Annotated in this window: 12 protein-coding genes; 10 read left to right on the top strand and 2 right to left on the bottom strand. The window is 50.6% G+C overall.

Annotated features, from left to right (window positions below; translation table 11 throughout):
* Positions 1 to 103 precede the first annotated feature (103 nt).
* The 7 genes from BM200_RS18550 (at position 104) to BM200_RS18520 (ending at position 10,703) form a co-directional block, all read left to right on the top strand.
* Positions 104 to 1,462: an amidase domain-containing protein gene (locus BM200_RS18550; RefSeq protein ID WP_091188152.1), complete on the top strand. Its 1,359-nt coding sequence runs from the start codon at positions 104 to 106 to the stop codon at positions 1,460 to 1,462.
* Positions 1,463 to 1,487: 25 nt separating this feature from the next.
* Complete coding sequence (locus BM200_RS18545; RefSeq protein ID WP_091188151.1) at positions 1,488 to 2,618, top strand: D-alanine--D-alanine ligase; 1,131 nt, start codon at positions 1,488 to 1,490, stop codon at positions 2,616 to 2,618.
* Positions 2,619 to 2,655: 37 nt separating this feature from the next.
* Complete coding sequence (locus BM200_RS18540) at positions 2,656 to 2,973, top strand: hypothetical protein (protein WP_091188150.1); 318 nt, start codon at positions 2,656 to 2,658, stop codon at positions 2,971 to 2,973.
* Positions 2,974 to 2,979: 6 nt separating this feature from the next.
* Entirely contained in the window at positions 2,980 to 3,996 is a 1,017-nt protein-coding gene (uvsE, locus tag BM200_RS18535; RefSeq protein ID WP_091188149.1) for a UV DNA damage repair endonuclease UvsE, read from the top strand.
* 130 nt (positions 3,997 to 4,126) lie between these two features.
* Positions 4,127 to 4,945, top strand: a complete 819-nt coding sequence (locus tag BM200_RS18530) for a sulfite exporter TauE/SafE family protein (protein ID WP_091188148.1) — start codon at positions 4,127 to 4,129, stop codon at positions 4,943 to 4,945.
* 205 nt (positions 4,946 to 5,150) lie between these two features.
* Positions 5,151 to 6,008 carry an inositol monophosphatase family protein gene (locus BM200_RS18525; RefSeq protein WP_091188147.1) on the top strand — a complete coding sequence of 286 codons (858 nt, stop codon included), beginning with the start codon at positions 5,151 to 5,153 and terminating at the stop codon, positions 6,006 to 6,008.
* Between the two features lie 180 nt (positions 6,009 to 6,188).
* The gene (locus BM200_RS18520) at positions 6,189 to 10,703 is read left to right on the top strand and encodes an InlB B-repeat-containing protein (RefSeq protein WP_091188146.1); all 4,515 of its coding nucleotides are present in this window, start codon (positions 6,189 to 6,191) and stop codon (positions 10,701 to 10,703) included.
* Between the two features lie 90 nt (positions 10,704 to 10,793).
* Here BM200_RS18520 and BM200_RS18515 read toward each other — a convergent pair whose 3' ends face one another.
* Together BM200_RS18515 and BM200_RS18510 are read right to left on the bottom strand one after the other, a co-directional pair.
* Positions 10,794 to 12,419, bottom strand: a complete 1,626-nt coding sequence (locus tag BM200_RS18515) for a response regulator transcription factor (RefSeq protein ID WP_091188145.1) — start codon at positions 12,417 to 12,419, stop codon at positions 10,794 to 10,796.
* 35 nt (positions 12,420 to 12,454) lie between these two features.
* Positions 12,455 to 14,191: a sensor histidine kinase gene (locus BM200_RS18510; RefSeq protein ID WP_091188144.1), complete on the bottom strand. Its 1,737-nt coding sequence runs from the start codon at positions 14,189 to 14,191 to the stop codon at positions 12,455 to 12,457.
* A 161-nt stretch (positions 14,192 to 14,352) separates the two neighbouring features.
* Between BM200_RS18510 and BM200_RS18505 the strand changes: the two genes are divergently transcribed.
* The 3 genes from BM200_RS18505 (at position 14,353) to BM200_RS18495 (ending at position 18,127) form a co-directional block, all read left to right on the top strand.
* Entirely contained in the window at positions 14,353 to 15,318 is a 966-nt protein-coding gene (locus tag BM200_RS18505; RefSeq protein ID WP_091188143.1) for an ABC transporter permease, read from the top strand.
* An 18-nt stretch (positions 15,319 to 15,336) separates the two neighbouring features.
* A complete protein-coding gene (locus BM200_RS18500; RefSeq protein WP_091188142.1) occupies positions 15,337 to 16,215 on the top strand; it encodes a carbohydrate ABC transporter permease in 879 nt (292 codons plus the stop codon).
* Between the two features lie 136 nt (positions 16,216 to 16,351).
* Positions 16,352 to 18,127, top strand: a complete 1,776-nt coding sequence (locus BM200_RS18495) for an extracellular solute-binding protein (protein ID WP_091188141.1) — start codon at positions 16,352 to 16,354, stop codon at positions 18,125 to 18,127.
* The last annotated feature ends 199 nt before the right edge of the window (positions 18,128 to 18,326 follow it).

The following is an 18,326-nucleotide window of genomic DNA, read 5'->3' as shown; positions in this document are numbered from 1 at the left end:
GTTTACTTCAGGTAGTGTTCCCAAGCCCCTTGGTGATTGTTACATGAATTCTTACATTTGCTCATATAATGAACCAGCAAATACAGGAATGGGAGGGGTAGCCATGTCTACGCGATCGGATCGAACAAGGAATCGTGCCGACAAGCAGCGGCCGAATAAAGCTTTGCTGCTCCAGCCGACGGCGGTGCGTTTGAACCGGCCGTCCGGATTCTCGAACAAAGCGGATGCGCCGGAGGCTTCGTTTGAAGTGCCCGATGATCCCGTCCGTGTGCAGCAAGGCAGACAAAAGCTGCCAAGCGGGCTCCCCGTCCAATCCACACCTCCAAAGTCTGCCCAGCCGCCCGCCGGACATACTGCCGGAAAGCAGGCACATCAGAAGCTTTCCGCCTTACTCCGTTCCTCTGAGCAGGCTGCTTCAGGGAAGCGGGAAGCGGCCGGTGAATGGAAGACCACGATATCCAAATATGTGAACTTATATAATAAGGCGGAGACGGATCAGCATTTTGCCGCACTTGACGATTATATAGACGATAAAGACCACTGCCTGCGGCTTCGTTACCGGCTCGAACGGCTTCGTGAAAGGGATCTGTACCGCGGTGTTCTTCCTGCGCGGGGCGAGACGAAGGCAGAGCTCGTCAAGGTTAACGAATCCTCAGCGGAAGTATCCGTTCTAGTAAAGCTTCATATCAAAAGGCAGATGGAGCAGTCGGGGCTGTATTATCTGGAGGAAAGAACCGAGCTTGAGCGTTTATGGCTCAATAAGGCAGGCGGTGCCTGGCGGATTTTCCGGATTGAACCGGTTATTGCCGAGCGGAGGCCTAGATTCGGCGCATCCGAATATACCGGGGCAGTAGAGGAGGAAGCGGTAGATCAGTCCCGTGAAGCGTCGCTTTTCCGTTCTACGCCGTTTCTGAATCTGGATCAATATCCGCAGCTGAAGCAGCGGGTGAAAGGCATTCCGTACCGGCGCGAGATGGCGGCAGCTTATGCCGACCGGTGGTGGAATGAAGGGAATCCGGCCTATGAAGAGTTCGAGGTAAACTGCACAAACTATATTTCCCAGTGTCTCTTTGCAGGCCACGCGCCTATGAACTATACTGGTAAAAGAGAAAGCGGCTGGTGGTATAAGGGCCGAAACGGCGGCAAAGAATGGTGGAGCTACAGCTGGGCAGTCTCCAATGCGCTGACCAACTATTTGTCGGGCAAACGAAACTCGGGCCTGCATGCAACGGTTGTCCAATCCGTGGAAGAGCTGCAGCTTGGTGATGTCATTACCTATGATTGGAACGGGGATAACCGCTATCAGCACAGCACGATTATTACGGCCTTTGACGCGGCGGGTATGCCGCTTGTGAACGCCAATACCGTTCCGAGCCGGCACCGGTTCTGGGACTACCGCGATTCCTACGCATGGACAGAGCAAACGAGATATCGTTTTTTTCATATTGCGGACCACTTCTAAAATTGATCATACCGGAGGATACCTAATGGGGAAGAAAGTACACTTAGGGTTGATTTACGGAGGGAAGTCGGGAGAGCATGACGTATCGCTGCAGACGGCATTTGCAGTGATGGGGGAGCTCGATTACGCAAAATATGAAATAACGCCTTTTTATATTACGAGGCTTGGCGAGTGGAGAGTCGGGCCGATGCTTGCAGGCAAGCCGCTTGCGATTGATGAGCTTCGGCTTGACCCGGCAGATCCAGCGGCGGCACAGCCCGTGCCGGCTTTTCCGCTTGCCCCTCTGCTGGATCGTCTGGCAGGCGGCAGCGCTATAGCAGGCGGAGGGCAGCCGATTGATGTTGTTTTTCCGCTGCTTCACGGTCCGTTTGGCGAAGACGGAACGATACAAGGGCTGCTGGAGATAGCGGACATCCCGTATGTCGGGGCCGGGGTTTTGGCCTCCGCTGCCGGGATGGACAAGATCACGATGAAGAAGATATTCGCCTACGAGGGTCTTCCGCAATGCGTCTTCCGTTATTTCAACCGGGCGCAGTGGGAGAAGGACGCCTCCTTTTTTATTATGGAATGTGAGGTAGCGTTAGGTTATCCGTGCTTTGTGAAGCCCTCCAATCTGGGGTCCAGTGTAGGCATATCCAAAGCGAAGAATCGCGAGGAGCTCATTGCAGCGGTTGATTTTGCATTCCGGTACGACCGCAGGGTTATTGTTGAAGAGTTCGTTGATGCGAGGGAGATTGAAGTCAGCGTCCTGGGCAATGATGATCCGAAGACCTCGGTGCCGGGAGAGATTGCTCCGTCTAATGAATTTTACGACTATAAGGCAAAGTATGTGGACGGCAAGTCCACCATTCATATTCCGGCTAATATTCCGAACAAGACGGCAGATGCGGTGCGGGATATGGCTCTTCGGGCCTTTCTTGCGATTGACGGTTCAGGATTGTCACGCGTTGATTTCTTTCTTCGCAAGACAGACGGTCAGCTGTTCATTAACGAGGTAAACACGATGCCGGGCTTTACGCCAATCAGCATGTACCCGCTCATGTGGAAGGAGTCGGGACTGCCTTACCGGGATCTGCTGGATAAGCTGATCGAGCTGGCGCTTAAGCGTTATGCGGATAAACAGACGATCGATTACGGGGGCAGCGGCGGCAACTAAGCGATAAGGATGAATTCTGGAGAAAAGAGGGATAAAGATGGGTTTTGCAACAGAGTTTAATTCCGTATGCAAATTTAAATCGGAGCAAGAGCTGTATGAATTGCTTGAATACGGTAGGGGCAAAATGGTGAAGAGCGGGTTCCGCGTCTTCCCGACCGGCCAGAAAGTAATCGCTTATACGCCTAATAATGAAGCGATTGCGATCGTCCGTGTCCTCGCTTCTATCGCGGAAATTAATTTCCAGGGCGAAGAAGTGACGGAAGTGGAGATGGAACTGGTGCGCAAGCTGACAGAAGAGGAGGCTCGCATCCAGACGGCTCTCGCCTACGAGATGTTTTTCGGAGAGAGGGTATAATTCATTATGATCGTCCGGTTCGGATTTGTTGCGATGAGTATGATTCTGGAGAATGCTTCACCGTCACGGACGATGACGTTTGCAAGCCTCAGCAAGCTGAATGACCGGGAAGCCGGCATACGGAAGATGGAGCGGATCGCAGAGGAGAATCTGCGGAGCACGCTTCGCATTATGAAGCACGCCAATGCCCATGATATCCATATGTACCGGTTCTCCTCCAAGCTGATTCCACTCGCTACGCATGAGGATCTCTTAGACTGGGATCCGTTTCCCGTGCTGCGTCCGGCGATGAAAGAAATTGGCGACTATGCCAAAAAGACAAGGATGAGGACCTCGTTCCATCCCGATCATTTCTGCGTATTCAGTACCAACCGGCCTGAAGTTCTAATGAAATCCGAGCGGGATCTCGATTATCATATCCGGATACTTGAGGCGATGGAGCTGCCGGAGACAGTGAAATGCAATATTCATATGGGCGGAGCCTACGGCGATAAGAAGCTGTCCGGCGAGCGGTTCATCGAGCAGTTCGGCGCGTTATCCGACAGGTACAAGCATCGGGTTACCCTGGAAAATGACGATAAAACGTTTGATGTCAGGGAAACGCTGACTGCTGCGGAGGCTGTTGGCCTGCCGATGGTGCTCGACATTCATCATCATGCCGTAAACAGCGGCGATGTCACGATGGACGAGCTGTCGCAAGGCTTATGGCCGCGGATCGCCCAGACCTGGAGTCTGGAAGAGCAGCGCCTTGGTCTTGAAGAGGGAGGGCTGCCGCCCAAAATCCATGCTTCGAGCCCAAAAAGCCTCTCCGATCCCCGGGGGCATGCGGAGTTTCTGGAGCCGGAGCCGCTTGTACAGTTTCTGCGGAGTGTTGCGTCTACGACACCAAGGCTAGACTGTATGCTCGAGGCAAAGAGCAAGGATGCCGCTCTGCTTAAGCTGATGGAGGATTTAAAGGAAATGGCCGCACAAGGAGCCGGGATCCGGATACTTGACGGCGGTACTGTGGAGATCGCCCCTTAAACGACAACACCGTCAAGGAAACGCGCCACGCCACCAACTAGGACGGGCGGAAGCTGTTTCACCTTGGCGGTGTTATTTTATGCAGATACATAAGCAAGGTTCATCAGAGAGAAAGCGGTGAAGGAACGTGTTGGAGTGGATTCTTCTGGCGCTGCTTGGCGTTGTTGCAGCGATGTTCGGCAGTATTGTCGGCCTTGGCGGCGGCATTATTATCGTCCCGGTGCTCATGCTGCTGGGACCAGAGCTCACGGGTAATGACATCAGTCATGCGACGGCCGTAGGTACCTCGCTGACGATGCTTATCATAACGGCACTTGCTTCAACGCTCAGCTATGCAAAGAAGAAGCTGGTCGACTTCAAGAGCGGCTGGATGTTCTTTATCACAAGCGGTCCCGCAGCGATGATCGGTTCAGCACTGACAGGCCGTTTCCAGGGCGCGGCGTTCTCGTTATCCTTTGGCATATTTATGCTACTGATGGCAGGGCTGCTTGTTGCGCGAGATTACATGAACCCGATTAACCGGCAATGGCCAATCCAGCGGACGATTGTGGATGCCAAAGGGCAGGAGCATACGTATGGTTATGCGATGGTTCCCGCCCTTGCGATCGGATTTGCGGTTGGACTGATATCCGGGCTGTTCGGCATAGGAGGGGGCTCTTTATTTGTCCCGCTCATGGTGCTGCTGTTCCGTTTTCCACCGCATACGGCGACGGCAACCTCCATGTTTGTCATTTTTCTCTCCTCGATTCTCGGAAGCGGGATGCACGGCTGGCTTGGGGAGATCAATTACTGGATTGTATTGGCGCTGGTGCCGGGGGCATGGATCGGCGGCAAGCTGGGAGCGGTGATTGCCGGGCGGATGAGCGGGAAGGGCCTGCTCTGGCTGCTTCGAATCACGCTGCTATTGCTGGCGGGCCAACTGATCTACGAAGGTTTGACGAAGCTTTAACACTACGGTAATATTTTTGTAATACAGGGTGTATAAATTTTCTCTATACTGGGTTTATATCTCACCTGCGAAAGTATGCTGCTCCTCCTTAGGTTGTGCAGCTATTTTCACTTGTACGAAACTTAAATAGGAAGTCATTCGTATAAGAAACGAACATACAATAAAAGCATTCATTAAAATTATGACGAGAGTAGAGTGATGGACCGTGACTGTAAGTGATCAGCAGGGCACCGTCGTCGGAGGCAAAAGCTTCGCCGCCGTGGCGATCAACTGCGCGGCAAAAGCTGGAGAATGGATTAAATCTAAGCTAGGAAACTATGAGAAGCTTGATATAAAGTATTCCGCTCATGATTTGGTGACCGAAGTGGATAAAGGCTCGGAGACGCTCATTAAGCGTCTTGTGCTGACGCATTTCCCTCATCATTCCTTCCTGGGGGAAGAAGGCGTTGAGCCTGGGCCGGAAGCATCCGCGCGTGCGCTAGCAGAAGTAAGCGAAGCCGAGTATCTGTGGATTGTCGACCCGATTGACGGGACAACCAATTTTGTACACGGCTTTCCGTTCTTTGTTGTATCGATTGCGCTTGCCCATAAAGGCGAGGTTATTCTTGGCGTTGTTTATGATCCGATGCGCGACGAGCTGTTTATTGCCGAGAAGGGCAAAGGCGCTTACGTGCATGGCAAGCGGATGAGCGTGTCTGGCGAGGATACGCTGAAGACCAGTCTGATTGCCACGGGCTTCCCGGCAGACGCCGGTTATGCCCTGCCGCTGAATATGAAAGGGCTGCAGGCTATTGTACCGCAAGTTCGCAATATCCGCTCCGGCGGTTCAGCTGCGCTTCATATGGCGTATGTTGCTGCCGGACGTTTAAGCGGCTTCTGGGAGATTGGATTGAACAGCTGGGATTTGGCAGCAGGCGCGCTGCTGGTACAGGAATCCGGCGGTATCGTAACCGATACGCTGGGCGGACCGTATAATCTTGGCGTCCGCCATGTTGTAGCTTCGAATGGGAAGGTTCATCAGCCGTTCCTTGCTGCGCTTGCGGCAGCGGAAGCTGTGAAGTAGCAGCCACAAATAAATAGAGTCAATGTAAGACCGGCTATCGAGAATAGCCGGTTTTTGCTGTTGTCTTGGAAACATCGACTAGTATATGTAAATCATAGATTAGTTGATTAGAATGGTATATCATACTAGATAGAAAAAAATCGAATTTTGTCACATAATGTGACTATATGGGGGATCTTGATGAATCGTTATGCAGTAAAGAAGACAATAGCCATGTCGCTAGTCTTCACAATAATATTAGGCTTGCTGCCGGCAGCGGGTCTCGGTGCGTTTGCAGGCAAGGCATTTGCAAGCGGTGGAACCGATGCGCTGGAAGGTTTGTCTTGGGTAGCGAAGCCGTCAGGCTCGACCGATCCAACGGACTCGTTCCGTACGGCGGCTTACAGCAACGGAACGATCGTTGCAGCAGGTACGCCGCCAATGCCGTTTCCGCAATGTGCGATTACTGGAGTCTGTGGTGGACAAGAAGTTGATATGCACAGTGGAATTCTATACCGCACAACAACAACCGGTACGGAATGGTCGGCTTTATCTACGGGAGTAAATCACGAGATTAGAAGTTTGGTATCAGGCGGACCTGCTAGTTTTGTAGGAGTGGGTTATTCTCAGACGATCAAGTACGGTCAGCAGAGCTATTACGGGAAGATTATGAAATCTGATGACGGGGTGAATTGGGAGCGGGCCGCGCTTCCCGGCGAGTCAGGATTGACCTTGTACGGTGTAACGTACGGAAGCTCAGGATATGTAGCAGTAGGGGCTAGCAACGATATTAATTTTAATCAGACACCAGCAATTCTGACATCAAGTGGTGGATCAACATGGGGGCAGCAGGCAGTGTCAGGCAGCGGTGCGCTTAATGCGGTTGCATTTGGCGGAGGAACCTATGTCGCGGTTGGCAGCGGAGGGGCAATTCTCAGTTCGCCGAATGGAGTGAACTGGACGCCGCAAACCTCGGGCGTCACAACGACACTGCGAGGCATTACATACGGCAATGGGCTATTCGTTGCGGTCGGAAGCAGCGGCAAAATTCTTACGTCTCCGAATGGAGTAAGCTGGACGGCAAGTACGGCTCCGGTGAGCGGCACTTTCTACGGTGCTGCATATGGCGATGGTACGTTTGTGGTTGTTGGAGGCAACGGTACGATTCTTAGTTCTCCGGATGGACAGAACTGGCAGCAGCGCACGAGCGGCACGACAGCTGTCTTGTATGGAGTAGCATACGTGAATGGAGAGTTCATGGCGCTCGGATCGAACGGCACTATACTTATGGCACAGCATAAACTCAACTATACAGCGGGCTCGAACGGTACGATTAGCGGAAACGCAGTACAAGGCGTTCGAACAGGAGAAAGCGGTACTGCCGTAACGGCCGTTGGCAATACGGGTTACCGATTCGTTAATTGGAGCGATGGCAAAACGAACGCAATCAGGACGGACGATGATATTGCCGGCGATCTCAACGTAACCGCTAATTTTGAGATCATCGTCTATAAACTCAACTATACGGCAGGAGAGCACGGCAGTCTTACGGGGGTTACGACTCAAAATGTTCCGCATGGCGGGAACGCAGCCACCGTAACGGCAGTAGCTAGTCCAGACTATCACTTCGTAAGCTGGAGTGATGGCAATACGAATGCAAGCCGAACGGACAGCAACGTAACAGGGGAGTTGAATGTTACCGCGCAATTCGCGATTGACACCTATAAGCTCACCTATACGGCAAGTGCCGGGGGCAGTATTGACGGGCAAACATCGAAGGAGCAAATTGTAGAGGCCGGTTCGGATGGTCAGGCCGTAACGGCAGCGCCGGATACAGGCTATCATTTCACAGGCTGGAGTGATGGCGTCGAGACCGCGACTCGTCCTGTAGATCGTAACGTCAGAGCGGACAAAAGCGTAACCGCGAGTTTCGCAATTAATGAGTACACGCTGAATTACTCGGCCGCAGAAGGCGGGAGCTTAACTGGACAATCCTCTCAAACGGTAATACACGGCTCAAATGGCAGTGAGGTTACGGCAATCCCGAATCAGGGTTACAGCTTTGTCGGCTGGAGTGATGGCGTTACGACGGCATCCCGCACGGATAGCGCAGTCATGTCCACCAAAAGCATTACAGCAATATTTTCAATCAATCAATACACCTTAACCTACACGGCCGGCACTGGAGGAAGCATTGACAAGAATGCCATTCAAACCGTAGATTACGGAACAGACGGTGTGACGGTAACTGCGATAGCAAGCACGGGTTATCATTTTGCCGGCTGGAGCGATGGTGTGCTCTCAGCATCTCGTCAAGACACAAACGTCCAAACAAACCTTGCGGTAACGGCGGAATTCGAGCTTAACCAGTACGACCTGAATTATGCCGCGGGAGCGCATGGGACTCTGACCGGCGTTGTTCATCAGACGCGGGATCATGGCACGGATGGAAGTGAAGTAAAGGCAGTAGCGGATACGGGCTATCACTTCGTGCGTTGGAGTGACGGCATAACGACGGCTGGCCGTACGGACTTGAACGTTACCGGCAATCTGAATGTCTCGGCAGAATTCGCAATCAATACGTACAAGCTTACCTATGCTGCAGGAGCAGGAGGAAGCGTGACGGGAGCGGCAACGCAGGAAGTCAATTATGAAGCTGACGGATCGGAAGTAAGAGCAGAATCTGCAATAGGCTATCATTTCATCGGCTGGAGCGACGGTGTTCTGGCGGATACACGGAAGGATACCCAAATCGCGGCTGATTTGAACGTCACGGCTAATTTTGCAGTTAATGAATACACATTAACCTATACGGCAGGCGATCATGGAACACTGATTGGTAATAAACTACAAACGGTGCTTCACGGATCGAACGGAACGGAAGTAACGGCAGCGGCGGATGCAGGCTATCACTTTGTTCGTTGGAGTGATGGTGTTACAACGGCCAGTCGTACAGATCTCAACGTAACTGATAATATTGTCTTAACGGCGGAGTTCGCAATTAACTCATTTAAGCTCACCTATTCGGCGGGGACCGGGGGAAGCGTAACCGGAGCGGCAATGCAGGAAGTTCATTACGAAGCTGACGGAACGGAAGTAAAAGCAGAACCGGTAATTGGCTATCATTTCATCGGCTGGAGCGACGGTATTCTTGTGGATACCCGCATGGATACCCGGATCGTGTCTGACTTGAACGTCACGGCTAATTTTGCAATTAACGAATACGCATTAACTTATACGGCAGGCGAGCATGGTACGCTGACTGGTGATGCGGTCCAAACGGCGCTTCACGGCGCGGATGGTACGGAAGTGACGGCTGTTCCGGATGCCGGTTATCGGTTTGTCAGCTGGAGCGACGGAGTGGGAACCGCCACACGAACGGATCGCAGTGTAAGCGGCAGCCTGAATGTTACAGCTTCATTTGCCATAATCAGCAGTAACAGCGGTGGCAGTAATTCGGGGTCTTCCGGCTTCGAGATCGTCATTGACGGGAAATCTTACCGCTTAGGCGAGCTGAAGAATTCTAATCGCGCAGAGCAATCGGTATCAACCATTCATCTGAATGCGGATAAAGTGAAAGAGGTGCTGGCTTCCGCAGACCAGAAGGTTACGGTTATTCTTCCAATCAAGACGGGATCGGATATTGCAATTGGCGAGCTGTCCGGCGAACTCCTGCAGATGCTTATTGAGAAGCAAGTAACCCTGCGAATCGAGACGGAGTACGCCGTATACGCCCTCCCAATGGGGGCTATTAACTTCGAATCATTGGCGAAGCTATTGAATGATAGCGTGAATGCCAAGGATGTTGTGGTTAGCGTGGAACTGAGCAAACCGACGGCAGATATGACTTCATTGACACAGAAAGCCGTTGAGAAGAACCAGCTTACCTTGGCAGCACCGCCTGTTCACTTCTCGATAACGGTTTCTTATGGAGATAAGAAAATCGAGCTCTCGGCATTCGCCTCCTATGTGGAACGGATGATCGCCATTCCGGCGGGCAACAAGGAGAATTCGTCATTAACGGCAATTGTCGTGGAGCCAGACGGGTCCGTTCGGCCTGTGCCTACGAAGCTGGTCACGATTGACGGCAAGCCTTATGCCGTCATCAACAGCCTTACGAACAGCTTGTATGCAGTTGTGAGCAAGACTGCTGCTTTCTCTGATGTCAACAATCATTGGGCGAAAAACGCGGTGGAAGATATGGCGGCACGGCTGGTCGTTGGCGGGGCGGGAGACGGACTGTTCTACCCGAACAAAGCGATTACTCGTGCCGAGTTCGCAGCGATTATCGTTCGCGCGCTGGGGCTTCGTTTGGAGAACACCACAAGTGAGTTCTCGGACGTGAAAACATCGGCCTGGTACTCCGATGATGTTCAGACCGCTTACACGCATCAGCTCATTAATGGGTATCCGGACGGGAAATTCCATCCGACCGACAGCATTACGCGTGAGCAGGCGATGGCGATAATAGCCAAAGCGATGACATTGACGGGCATTCAAACCGACCTTCAAGAGAGCAGCGTAAATGAACTGATTAACGGATTCTCGGATAAAGGGAAAATTTCAGAATGGGCTAAAAACAGCATTGCGGCATGCTTGCAAACAGGAATTGTATCCGGACAAAGCGCTTTAATTCTTGCTCCTGCTGCGAACATTTCGAGGGCAGAGGCCACTGTCATGATCCAACGGCTGCTATTGAAGTCTAATTTGAACTAACCAAAAAGACGCTTCTCGTCCGACCTGGGCGAGAAGCGTCTTTTTATGCTTAAAAGCGGTGTTGGCGGGCTTCTATGTAACAGGTATCCGTTAATTCGTCACCTTATTCCGATATTCCTGGGGCGTGATGCCAAAATGCTTCTTGAACAGCTGAATAAAGTAGCTTGGCTTCTGGTAGCCGAGCAACACTGAGATTTCATAGATTTTCTCATCGGTTTGCGACAGCAGCTCGGCGGATTTCTCCATCCGGGCACGGAGCAGGTATTCACTGATGCCTTCGCCGGTCTCGGTCTTATAAATCTTCGAAAGATAGGAAGGGTTCAAGTAAACATGAGTAGAGATGGAGTGAAGCGAGGCTTCCTCCAGGTGGTTATGGATAAACTCCTGTACCTTGCGGATAATGCCCGAACGCGAGTCCTTGTCTTCGGTATTCACCGACTTGCGGTAGGAAGTAATCGTCCTGCTCGTCCACGTACGCAGATTCTCAACGGATTGAATAGGGCTGCCGTTCGCAAAAGCATGGAAGTCATCGCCAATCATATCCGAGAGCCATTTCTTGTTCTTGTGCGCTAAGGCGGCAAGCGAGGCAGCGATGGAGAAATAGGCTTCCAGCACATGCTCTTGGGAACCGCGCCATTCTTCTTCGATCTCCCGGAATATCGCCTCAAGCTTATCGTTGGCAGCATCCCATTGACCAAGCTCGAGCATCTGCAAGACGGAAGGCGGGCGGTACAGCTCGCCGAGCAGCTGAGGGGCTCCGCGTGTTGGCTCCTTGGCTAGCGATACGAATAGTTCTCTCTCGCCGCCGATGAAATGGCGGAAGTTCGTAATGGAGGTCTGATAAAGCGGGCTTACATCTTGAGGGAATGTGCCGCTTTTGCTAGTCAGAATGGAAATGCCAACTTTGAGATAAGACTTCACGACATGCTGAAGCTGGAAGGCATGGCTTTCAATCCAGCCGTCGATGTCATTTATGACTGCAGCGCTGGACTTGGCCTTCAAGAGGCAGACGATAAACCCGTTTGAATCCTTGCAATGCCACATATCCAGCTGGTCGCCAAATACTTCCTCCGCCATATTGGAGAGGGCATAATCAATCAGGGCTTCACTTTCGCCATCATCATAAAGCCGGTCATCGTCATCTAATCGGAGCAGCAGGACATGGAAGCGATCGCCTTCCTGGAAAGGAATCGTATAGGTTGCCAGCTTTTTGAACAAGCGCTGCGGGGCTATCGACTGCTTTCCGCTTAAGAGGTCCAGAAGTAAATATTCCCGCAGCTTGGGTAATTGTTCACGAAGGGAGTACATGGCGCGCTGCATGGAGCTAATCTCCAGCCACTCCTGCTCCAGCTCTTTAATAGCCCGGCGGACGGAAGTGAGCAGCTCATCGTCGGCTGCAGGCTTGAGCAGATAATCGCTGGATTTCAGCTTGAGCGCCTGCTTCGTATATTCAAAATCGGAGTAACCGGAGAGCAGAATGCATTTGGTATGCTTCCAGTTCTGTTTAATTTCCTGAATCAGCTCAAGTCCCGTCATGCCAGGCATCCGGATGTCGGTAATGACGACATCTATGGCATGCTCATGCATGAGGCCGATTGCTTCCGGGCCGGAATAAGCTTTATGCACAACATCAATGCCGGCCTCTTCCCATGGCAGCATATCCGCCAGATCATCAGCGAGTATCGATTGGTCGTCTACAATTAGAAGTTGGCGCATGTTAGTACCCTCCTAAAAGAATTGTGAAGCAACTCTTACTTCGTAAGCAAGTTGCTGTTTGTCTCATTCGGCCAATACAACTCAACGGTAAGCCCGCCATCATCGCCTCGAATTAACCGTACGCCAGCTTCTTGCCCGTACTGCAGAAGCATGCGCTGGCGTGTATTCCATAAAGCGCAGCCTTTATCCTCCGTCGGAGGCATCGACATTTGAAGCTTCAACTGGGCTAGCTGCTCCTCGGTAACGCCAATACCGTTATCTGTGACGGTAATGAGGTTGTAGCGGTCATTTTGCGATCCTATGATTCGGACCTCCCCAGTACCGATCGGCTCCAGACCGTGCACAACGGCATTTTCTACGATTGGCTGCAGGATCAGTCTTGGAATTTCGAGCTCTTCCATCGCCTCCGGAATCGTGATGACATAGGTCATATCCTGGACATTCATCGCTTGAATGGCGAGATAGCTTTTGACTAACTCCACCTCTTCCCGCAGATAGGCCAGCTGTCTTTCGGATCTGGTTGTATAGCGGTAATAACGGCTGAGATGAAGAGCAAGCTCCATCACCGATTCCTTCTCTCCAAGTCTCGTTAAGCTGCGGATAAGAGAGAAGCAGTTATAGAGGAAATGCGGATTAATCTGGGATTGCAACTGCTTCAGGTTGGCATCTCTTGAACGGATCTGCTCGAGATAGACGTTCTGAATCAGCTGCTCGATCTGGACAGCCATATCGTTAAAGCTGACGAGCAGGAAGTGGAACTCGTTGTTCGGATGGAACACCTTCAGCTTCGGATACTCGCCCTTCTTCAGTTTCTTCACGCCACGGATAAGCTCGCGAATCGGAACCTGCACATTTGTGTAGAGGACGTAGGCCGCAATCGTGCTGCCAATAAGCAAAAATACGATGCAAATATAGAAAAGATTGCTGTTTGTTGTGATCGGTCTGACAACATCATCAATCGGCAAATAATCAAACAGATACCAGCCCAGCTCGGGCAAATATACGCTGTTCACGGTATATTCGGTCCCGTTCAGTTTAATACGGCTGTACTGGGAATGAGCCAGTTTATTCAAATCTATTTTGGAAAGCAGAGTTTGCTGAAGTTCTCTATCGGAGCCATTCACGGCTAATATTTGCTGGTCCGGCGAGACGAAAAAGGCATCTCCTTTGCCGCCTTGTTTAAAGCGCTCAAGAGCTTTCACCAATTCATCTGCCGCAAAGCTGACTTCCACGACCAGCCCGGCTTTCTCGGAGGAACTGTCGTAGGGCTCGCTGAGAAAACGGACAAACCTCGGATTGTTTTGATAGTAGGGGGCGACGTTCTCGGTATATTTCCATACCTTTGAATAGTTTTTCTTAACGAGATCTTTGTCATATTCCAAATGGAAGTCGGTTGAAACGAAGGTATTGGTAGCCGGCGCATAGATGCTTATCGTTGTATCCCACGGGGAAGAGGCGTTAATGAGCCGGAGCTTGTCGGCAATTCGGATCTTCTGATCGGTTTGTTCATATAAAGTGGCAATTTCCAGAAACTCGAGGGTGCGGACGTTAATATCTTCTGTGATCATGAGGCCGCTCCTCGCGAGCTGGTTTGCGGTTTCATCGGTTTTATCGGCGAAATAGGACAAGTCCTTATGCATGGATATCTCAACTTCATTCATGACAACGTCCATGCTTGTTTTATTGGAAAACCAATAGAGTGCGATAATCGGAATAAGCAGCAAAACGATAATGCCGACTATTTTTGTAAACGTATTCAATCTAAGCGACATCCTTGTCCGTCTCCCCGCGTCAAAGTGGATGAAAACAAAAGAAATGGGTATCGTTCTAAAATCATTGGCGCAGACTTGCCGATTCCCCGATTGCTATACTTACTATACATCATGATGAAACTCTGTCAATCGACAAAAAGAATGCGGAAAGGACAATGGGGATGGGGACAACAACAAAGGCGATAGCCCGTAATGAGGTTTACGGAGAGAACACCGAAAAAACAAAAGCGAGAGGTTTCCTGAAGAAGACATGGCCGCTGCATCTCATGTTGCTTCCGGCAGTTATCTTGCAATTTATCTTTGTGTACGTGCCTCTCGGGGGATTGGTAATCGCTTTTCAAGACTATAAGCCTTACGATGGTATTTTCCATTCCAAGTGGGTTGGGCTTGAGCATTTCAAGTTTATGTTCGATTATCCGGACATTAAGCAGGTTATAACGAACACGGCCTTTATCGCATGCCTCAAGATTATATGCGGTATTATTGTGCCGTTCGTCTTCGCGCTTCTGCTAAACGAAGTGAACTTTAATCCGTTCAAACGCACGGTACAGACCTTAGTTTACTTGCCTTACTTTATTTCCTGGGTATTCCTGGGCGGTATCCTTAACGACATGCTGGCGTCGGATGGCATTATTAACTCTGTCCTTCATGATTGGTTCGGGATGAAAGAATCGATCCTGTTCCTAGGTGACGGCGACTGGTTCCGGTTCGTCGTGGTTCTAAGCGATGTTTGGCAGCAATTCGGCTACGGTACAATCGTCTACTTGGCAGCACTGGCAGGGGTTAATCCTTCCCTCTATGAGGCTGCAGAGGTGGATGGCGCTACGCGCTGGAAGCAAACCTGGCATGTGACGATACCGTCGCTTTTGCCGATCGTTATCGTTGTGGGTACACTTGCACTCGGCAATATTCTGAACGCAGGCTTCGACCAAATCTTCAACTTGTATAATCCGCTTGTCTACGATAAAGGCGATATCATTGATACCTTCGTTTATCGGACGGGTATTTTGAACGGGCAGTACAGCTTGGCAACAGCGGTGGGCATATTCAAATCCCTGATTGGTTTCGTGCTCATCATCGTCGGCTACAAGCTCGCTAAAAAATATGCGGATTATAAAATCTTCTAGAAAGGGGTACCTGCGTACATGTATCAGAAAACATTAGGCTACCGGGCATTCTCCGTCTTTAACTATCTCATTTTAAGTCTCGCGGGACTGCTGTGCATTATACCAATCGTTCATATTCTGGCCATCAGCTTTAGCGCCAGTGCCCCTGCGAATGCGCATTTGGTCGGCATGTGGCCGGTAGATTTCAATACCGAATCGTATACGAAAACGATGAATAACCCGAACTTCCTCCGAGCATTTTGGATCTCTATCGGACGTACGGCGCTTGGCGCGTCGATTACATTAGCGGTTATCACGTTAGGCGGCTATGCGCTGTCGAAGGATACAACGGCCTTCAAGAGCCGGTCGAGATACGCCTGGTATTTCGTGTTTACAATGTGGTTCAGCGGCGGCACGATTCCGCTCTATATCGTGATTCGCAACCTTAATATGATGAATACGATCTGGTCTCTCGTTCTTCCGGGCGCCGTTGCCGTATTCAACATGATTCTCTTGATGAACTTCTTCCGCGCAACGCCGAAGGAGCTGGAGGAAGCAGCCTTTATCGACGGGGCGGGGCATTTCTCGATTCTGTTCAGGGTCTATCTTCCCCTGGCGATGCCGGCGCTGGCAACCATGTCGCTCTTTACGATTGTCGGCAACTGGAATGCCTGGTTTGACGCTTTGCTCTACATTAACGATTATCGGAATTACCCGCTTGCTACCTTCCTGCAGACGGTTATCGTACAGCAGGACTTCAGCAAGCTGAACCCGGACGTAAATGAGCTGAAGAACATCTCCCAGCGTACGGTTAAGGCGGCGCAGATCTTTATCGGCATGCTTCCGGTTCTCCTTGTGTATCCGTTTCTGCAGAGGTTTTTCGTTAAGGGGATTGTTCTTGGCGCGGTAAAAGAGTAATCATACAGGAAGATAATAAATTGGCATGTTACTCAAAATTATGGTATTTATAACATCAAAAACCAAGACTATAGTATTACTTGAGAGTAAATAAAGCGCTCTCATGCTATAATAATCATTTTACGGGGGGAAAAAAATGCGTAATTCAATGAAAAAGCTTATGCTCGTTTCGTTGACTGGTGTACTTGCGGCAAGCCTTGCGGCATGTGGATCGAACAACAATAATAACGGCGGCAATCAGCCGGCTAGCGAAAAACCTTCAAATGCCGGCGGCAACGCGGCAGCATCAACCAATACAGGTGCTGAAAGCGGCGTAGACGAAACAGGCTGGGACGGCAAAAAATATGCGGAGCCTATTACTCTTACAACGGTAAAAGGCGTAGGTACAAACTACTTCTTCAAAACCGGCGAAACGATGGAAAACAACGTTTTGCAAAAGTATATGAAAGACAATCTGGGTATCGACGTGAAATATGATTGGGTTGTAACGGATACAAACGATGCATACAAAACGAAGCTTCGTCTGATGCTGTCTTCCGGCGAAAAAATGCCTGACGTTATTACTTACCGCGGCGACATGGAAACCGTTAACATGCTGATTGACTCCGGTCAATTCATGTCGGTTAACGAGCTGTTCGACAAGTACGCGGGCGATGAGTACAAGAAAGCGGCTGCTCTGAACCCGGACACATTCCTTCCCGTAACTCGCGACGGCGAGAAAATGGCACTTCCCGTTCTCGACTACGCCTACAACGATGATATGGTTCTGTGGCTCCGCCAGGACTGGATGGATAAACTCGGTCTGCAAGCTCCAAAAACAGTAGCTGATCTCGAAGCCATCATGGATGCATTCACAACGAAAGATCCTGACGGCAACGGCAAACCGGATACATTCGGCATGGCACTTGGCTTCAAGAACGGCTTCCTGAACTGGATGACGGACGTAAGCTGGCTGTTTGGCGCTTATGGCACAATGCCTGGCCAATGGAACAAATCGGCAGACGGTACGCTGACATTTGGTTCGGTTGATCCGGCTGCCAAGCAAGCTCTGGGCACATTGAAAAACTGGATGGATAAAGGCTGGATCTCGAAAGACTCCGGTCTGAAGGATGATACTTCCGGTTCCGAGTTCTTCACGAAAGGTCAAGCAGGCGCAATCGTAGGCCGTAACTGGCTGCCAGACTGGCCGTTTGGCGACCTGATCAACAACGTTCCAGGCGCTAAATACAAAGCATACCCAATCCCTGCCGGTCCAGACGGCAAAATTGGTTCCCAAAGCGGTAACCCATCCGTTAACGGCTGGATGCTGATCAACAAGAAAGCGGAGCATCCGGAAGCATTGCTTCGTTACTACAACTTCTTCTTCGATAACTGGGCGAACCCGCAAAAAGGCAGCGAGTTCGAGAACGGCTTCGCAGAAGGTTATGACTGGGCTAAATTGCCAGACGGTACAATTACGAAAGATCCGCAAAAATATCCGGACTTGTTCCCGAACTATGCGGACCGCACGCATCTTGTAGAGCCAATCTACTACTCGCTGACATTTGAAGGCGCACGTCAGCCTTCCTTGTACGCAGATACAATGATTAAGCTGTACAACGGCGAAGCTCCATCGACTCCATACGAAGAGCAGACAAAAGCTGTTCGTAAGCCGGAAAACCTGGAAGCGATGAAAATCGTAATGGATCAAAAAGATATCCGCATGAAAAACTACTTCCAAGGTCCTCTGACCGAAACGATGAAATCGAAGAACGAATTGCTCAACAAACTTGTTAACGAATCGTTCTCCAAAATCATCTACGGTCAAGCACCAATCGACTCGTTCGATACAATGGTTGAGAACTGGAAGAAATCCGGCGGCGACCAAGTGACGAAAGAAGTTAACGATTGGTACGCTTCGGCTTCGAAATAAGGCAGCAGTAAGCAATAAGCACTTGCAACAGGATAAGGAACGCCCTTTTATGCCAGGCGTTCCTTTTCTATTGCCCTCATTTTTTCAAAATATAAGGAAGTATAGATTTACTCTATACTGCGCTTATATTTCATCCGCGAAACGTATCCTGCTCCTCCTAAGGACGGCGCAGCCGTTTACGCTTGATGTTCTGAAAACG

Source organism: Paenibacillus catalpae (assembly GCF_900112695.1).
GTDB classification, from domain to species: domain Bacteria; phylum Bacillota; class Bacilli; order Paenibacillales; family Paenibacillaceae; genus Pristimantibacillus; species Pristimantibacillus catalpae.
Note: the sequence above shows the minus strand (reverse complement) of the source record. Positions and strands in the feature narration are given on the sequence as shown.

Excerpts from the sequence above, each read along its gene's own strand:
- BM200_RS18550 (WP_091188152.1), top strand. The coding sequence starts at position 104 with ATGTCTACGCGATCGGATCGAACAAGGAATCGTGCCGACAAGCAGCGG.
- BM200_RS18545 (WP_091188151.1), top strand. The coding sequence starts at position 1,488 with ATGGGGAAGAAAGTACACTTAGGGTTGATTTACGGAGGGAAGTCGGGA.
- BM200_RS18540 (WP_091188150.1), top strand. The coding sequence starts at position 2,656 with ATGGGTTTTGCAACAGAGTTTAATTCCGTATGCAAATTTAAATCGGAG.
- uvsE (WP_091188149.1), top strand. The coding sequence starts at position 2,980 with ATGATCGTCCGGTTCGGATTTGTTGCGATGAGTATGATTCTGGAGAAT.
- BM200_RS18520 (WP_091188146.1), top strand. The coding sequence starts at position 6,189 with ATGAATCGTTATGCAGTAAAGAAGACAATAGCCATGTCGCTAGTCTTC.
- BM200_RS18515 (WP_091188145.1), bottom strand. The coding sequence starts at position 12,419 with ATGCGCCAACTTCTAATTGTAGACGACCAATCGATACTCGCTGATGAT.
- BM200_RS18510 (WP_091188144.1), bottom strand. The coding sequence starts at position 14,191 with ATGTCGCTTAGATTGAATACGTTTACAAAAATAGTCGGCATTATCGTT.
- BM200_RS18505 (WP_091188143.1), top strand. The coding sequence starts at position 14,353 with ATGGGGACAACAACAAAGGCGATAGCCCGTAATGAGGTTTACGGAGAG.
- BM200_RS18500 (WP_091188142.1), top strand. The coding sequence starts at position 15,337 with ATGTATCAGAAAACATTAGGCTACCGGGCATTCTCCGTCTTTAACTAT.
- BM200_RS18495 (WP_091188141.1), top strand. The coding sequence starts at position 16,352 with ATGCGTAATTCAATGAAAAAGCTTATGCTCGTTTCGTTGACTGGTGTA.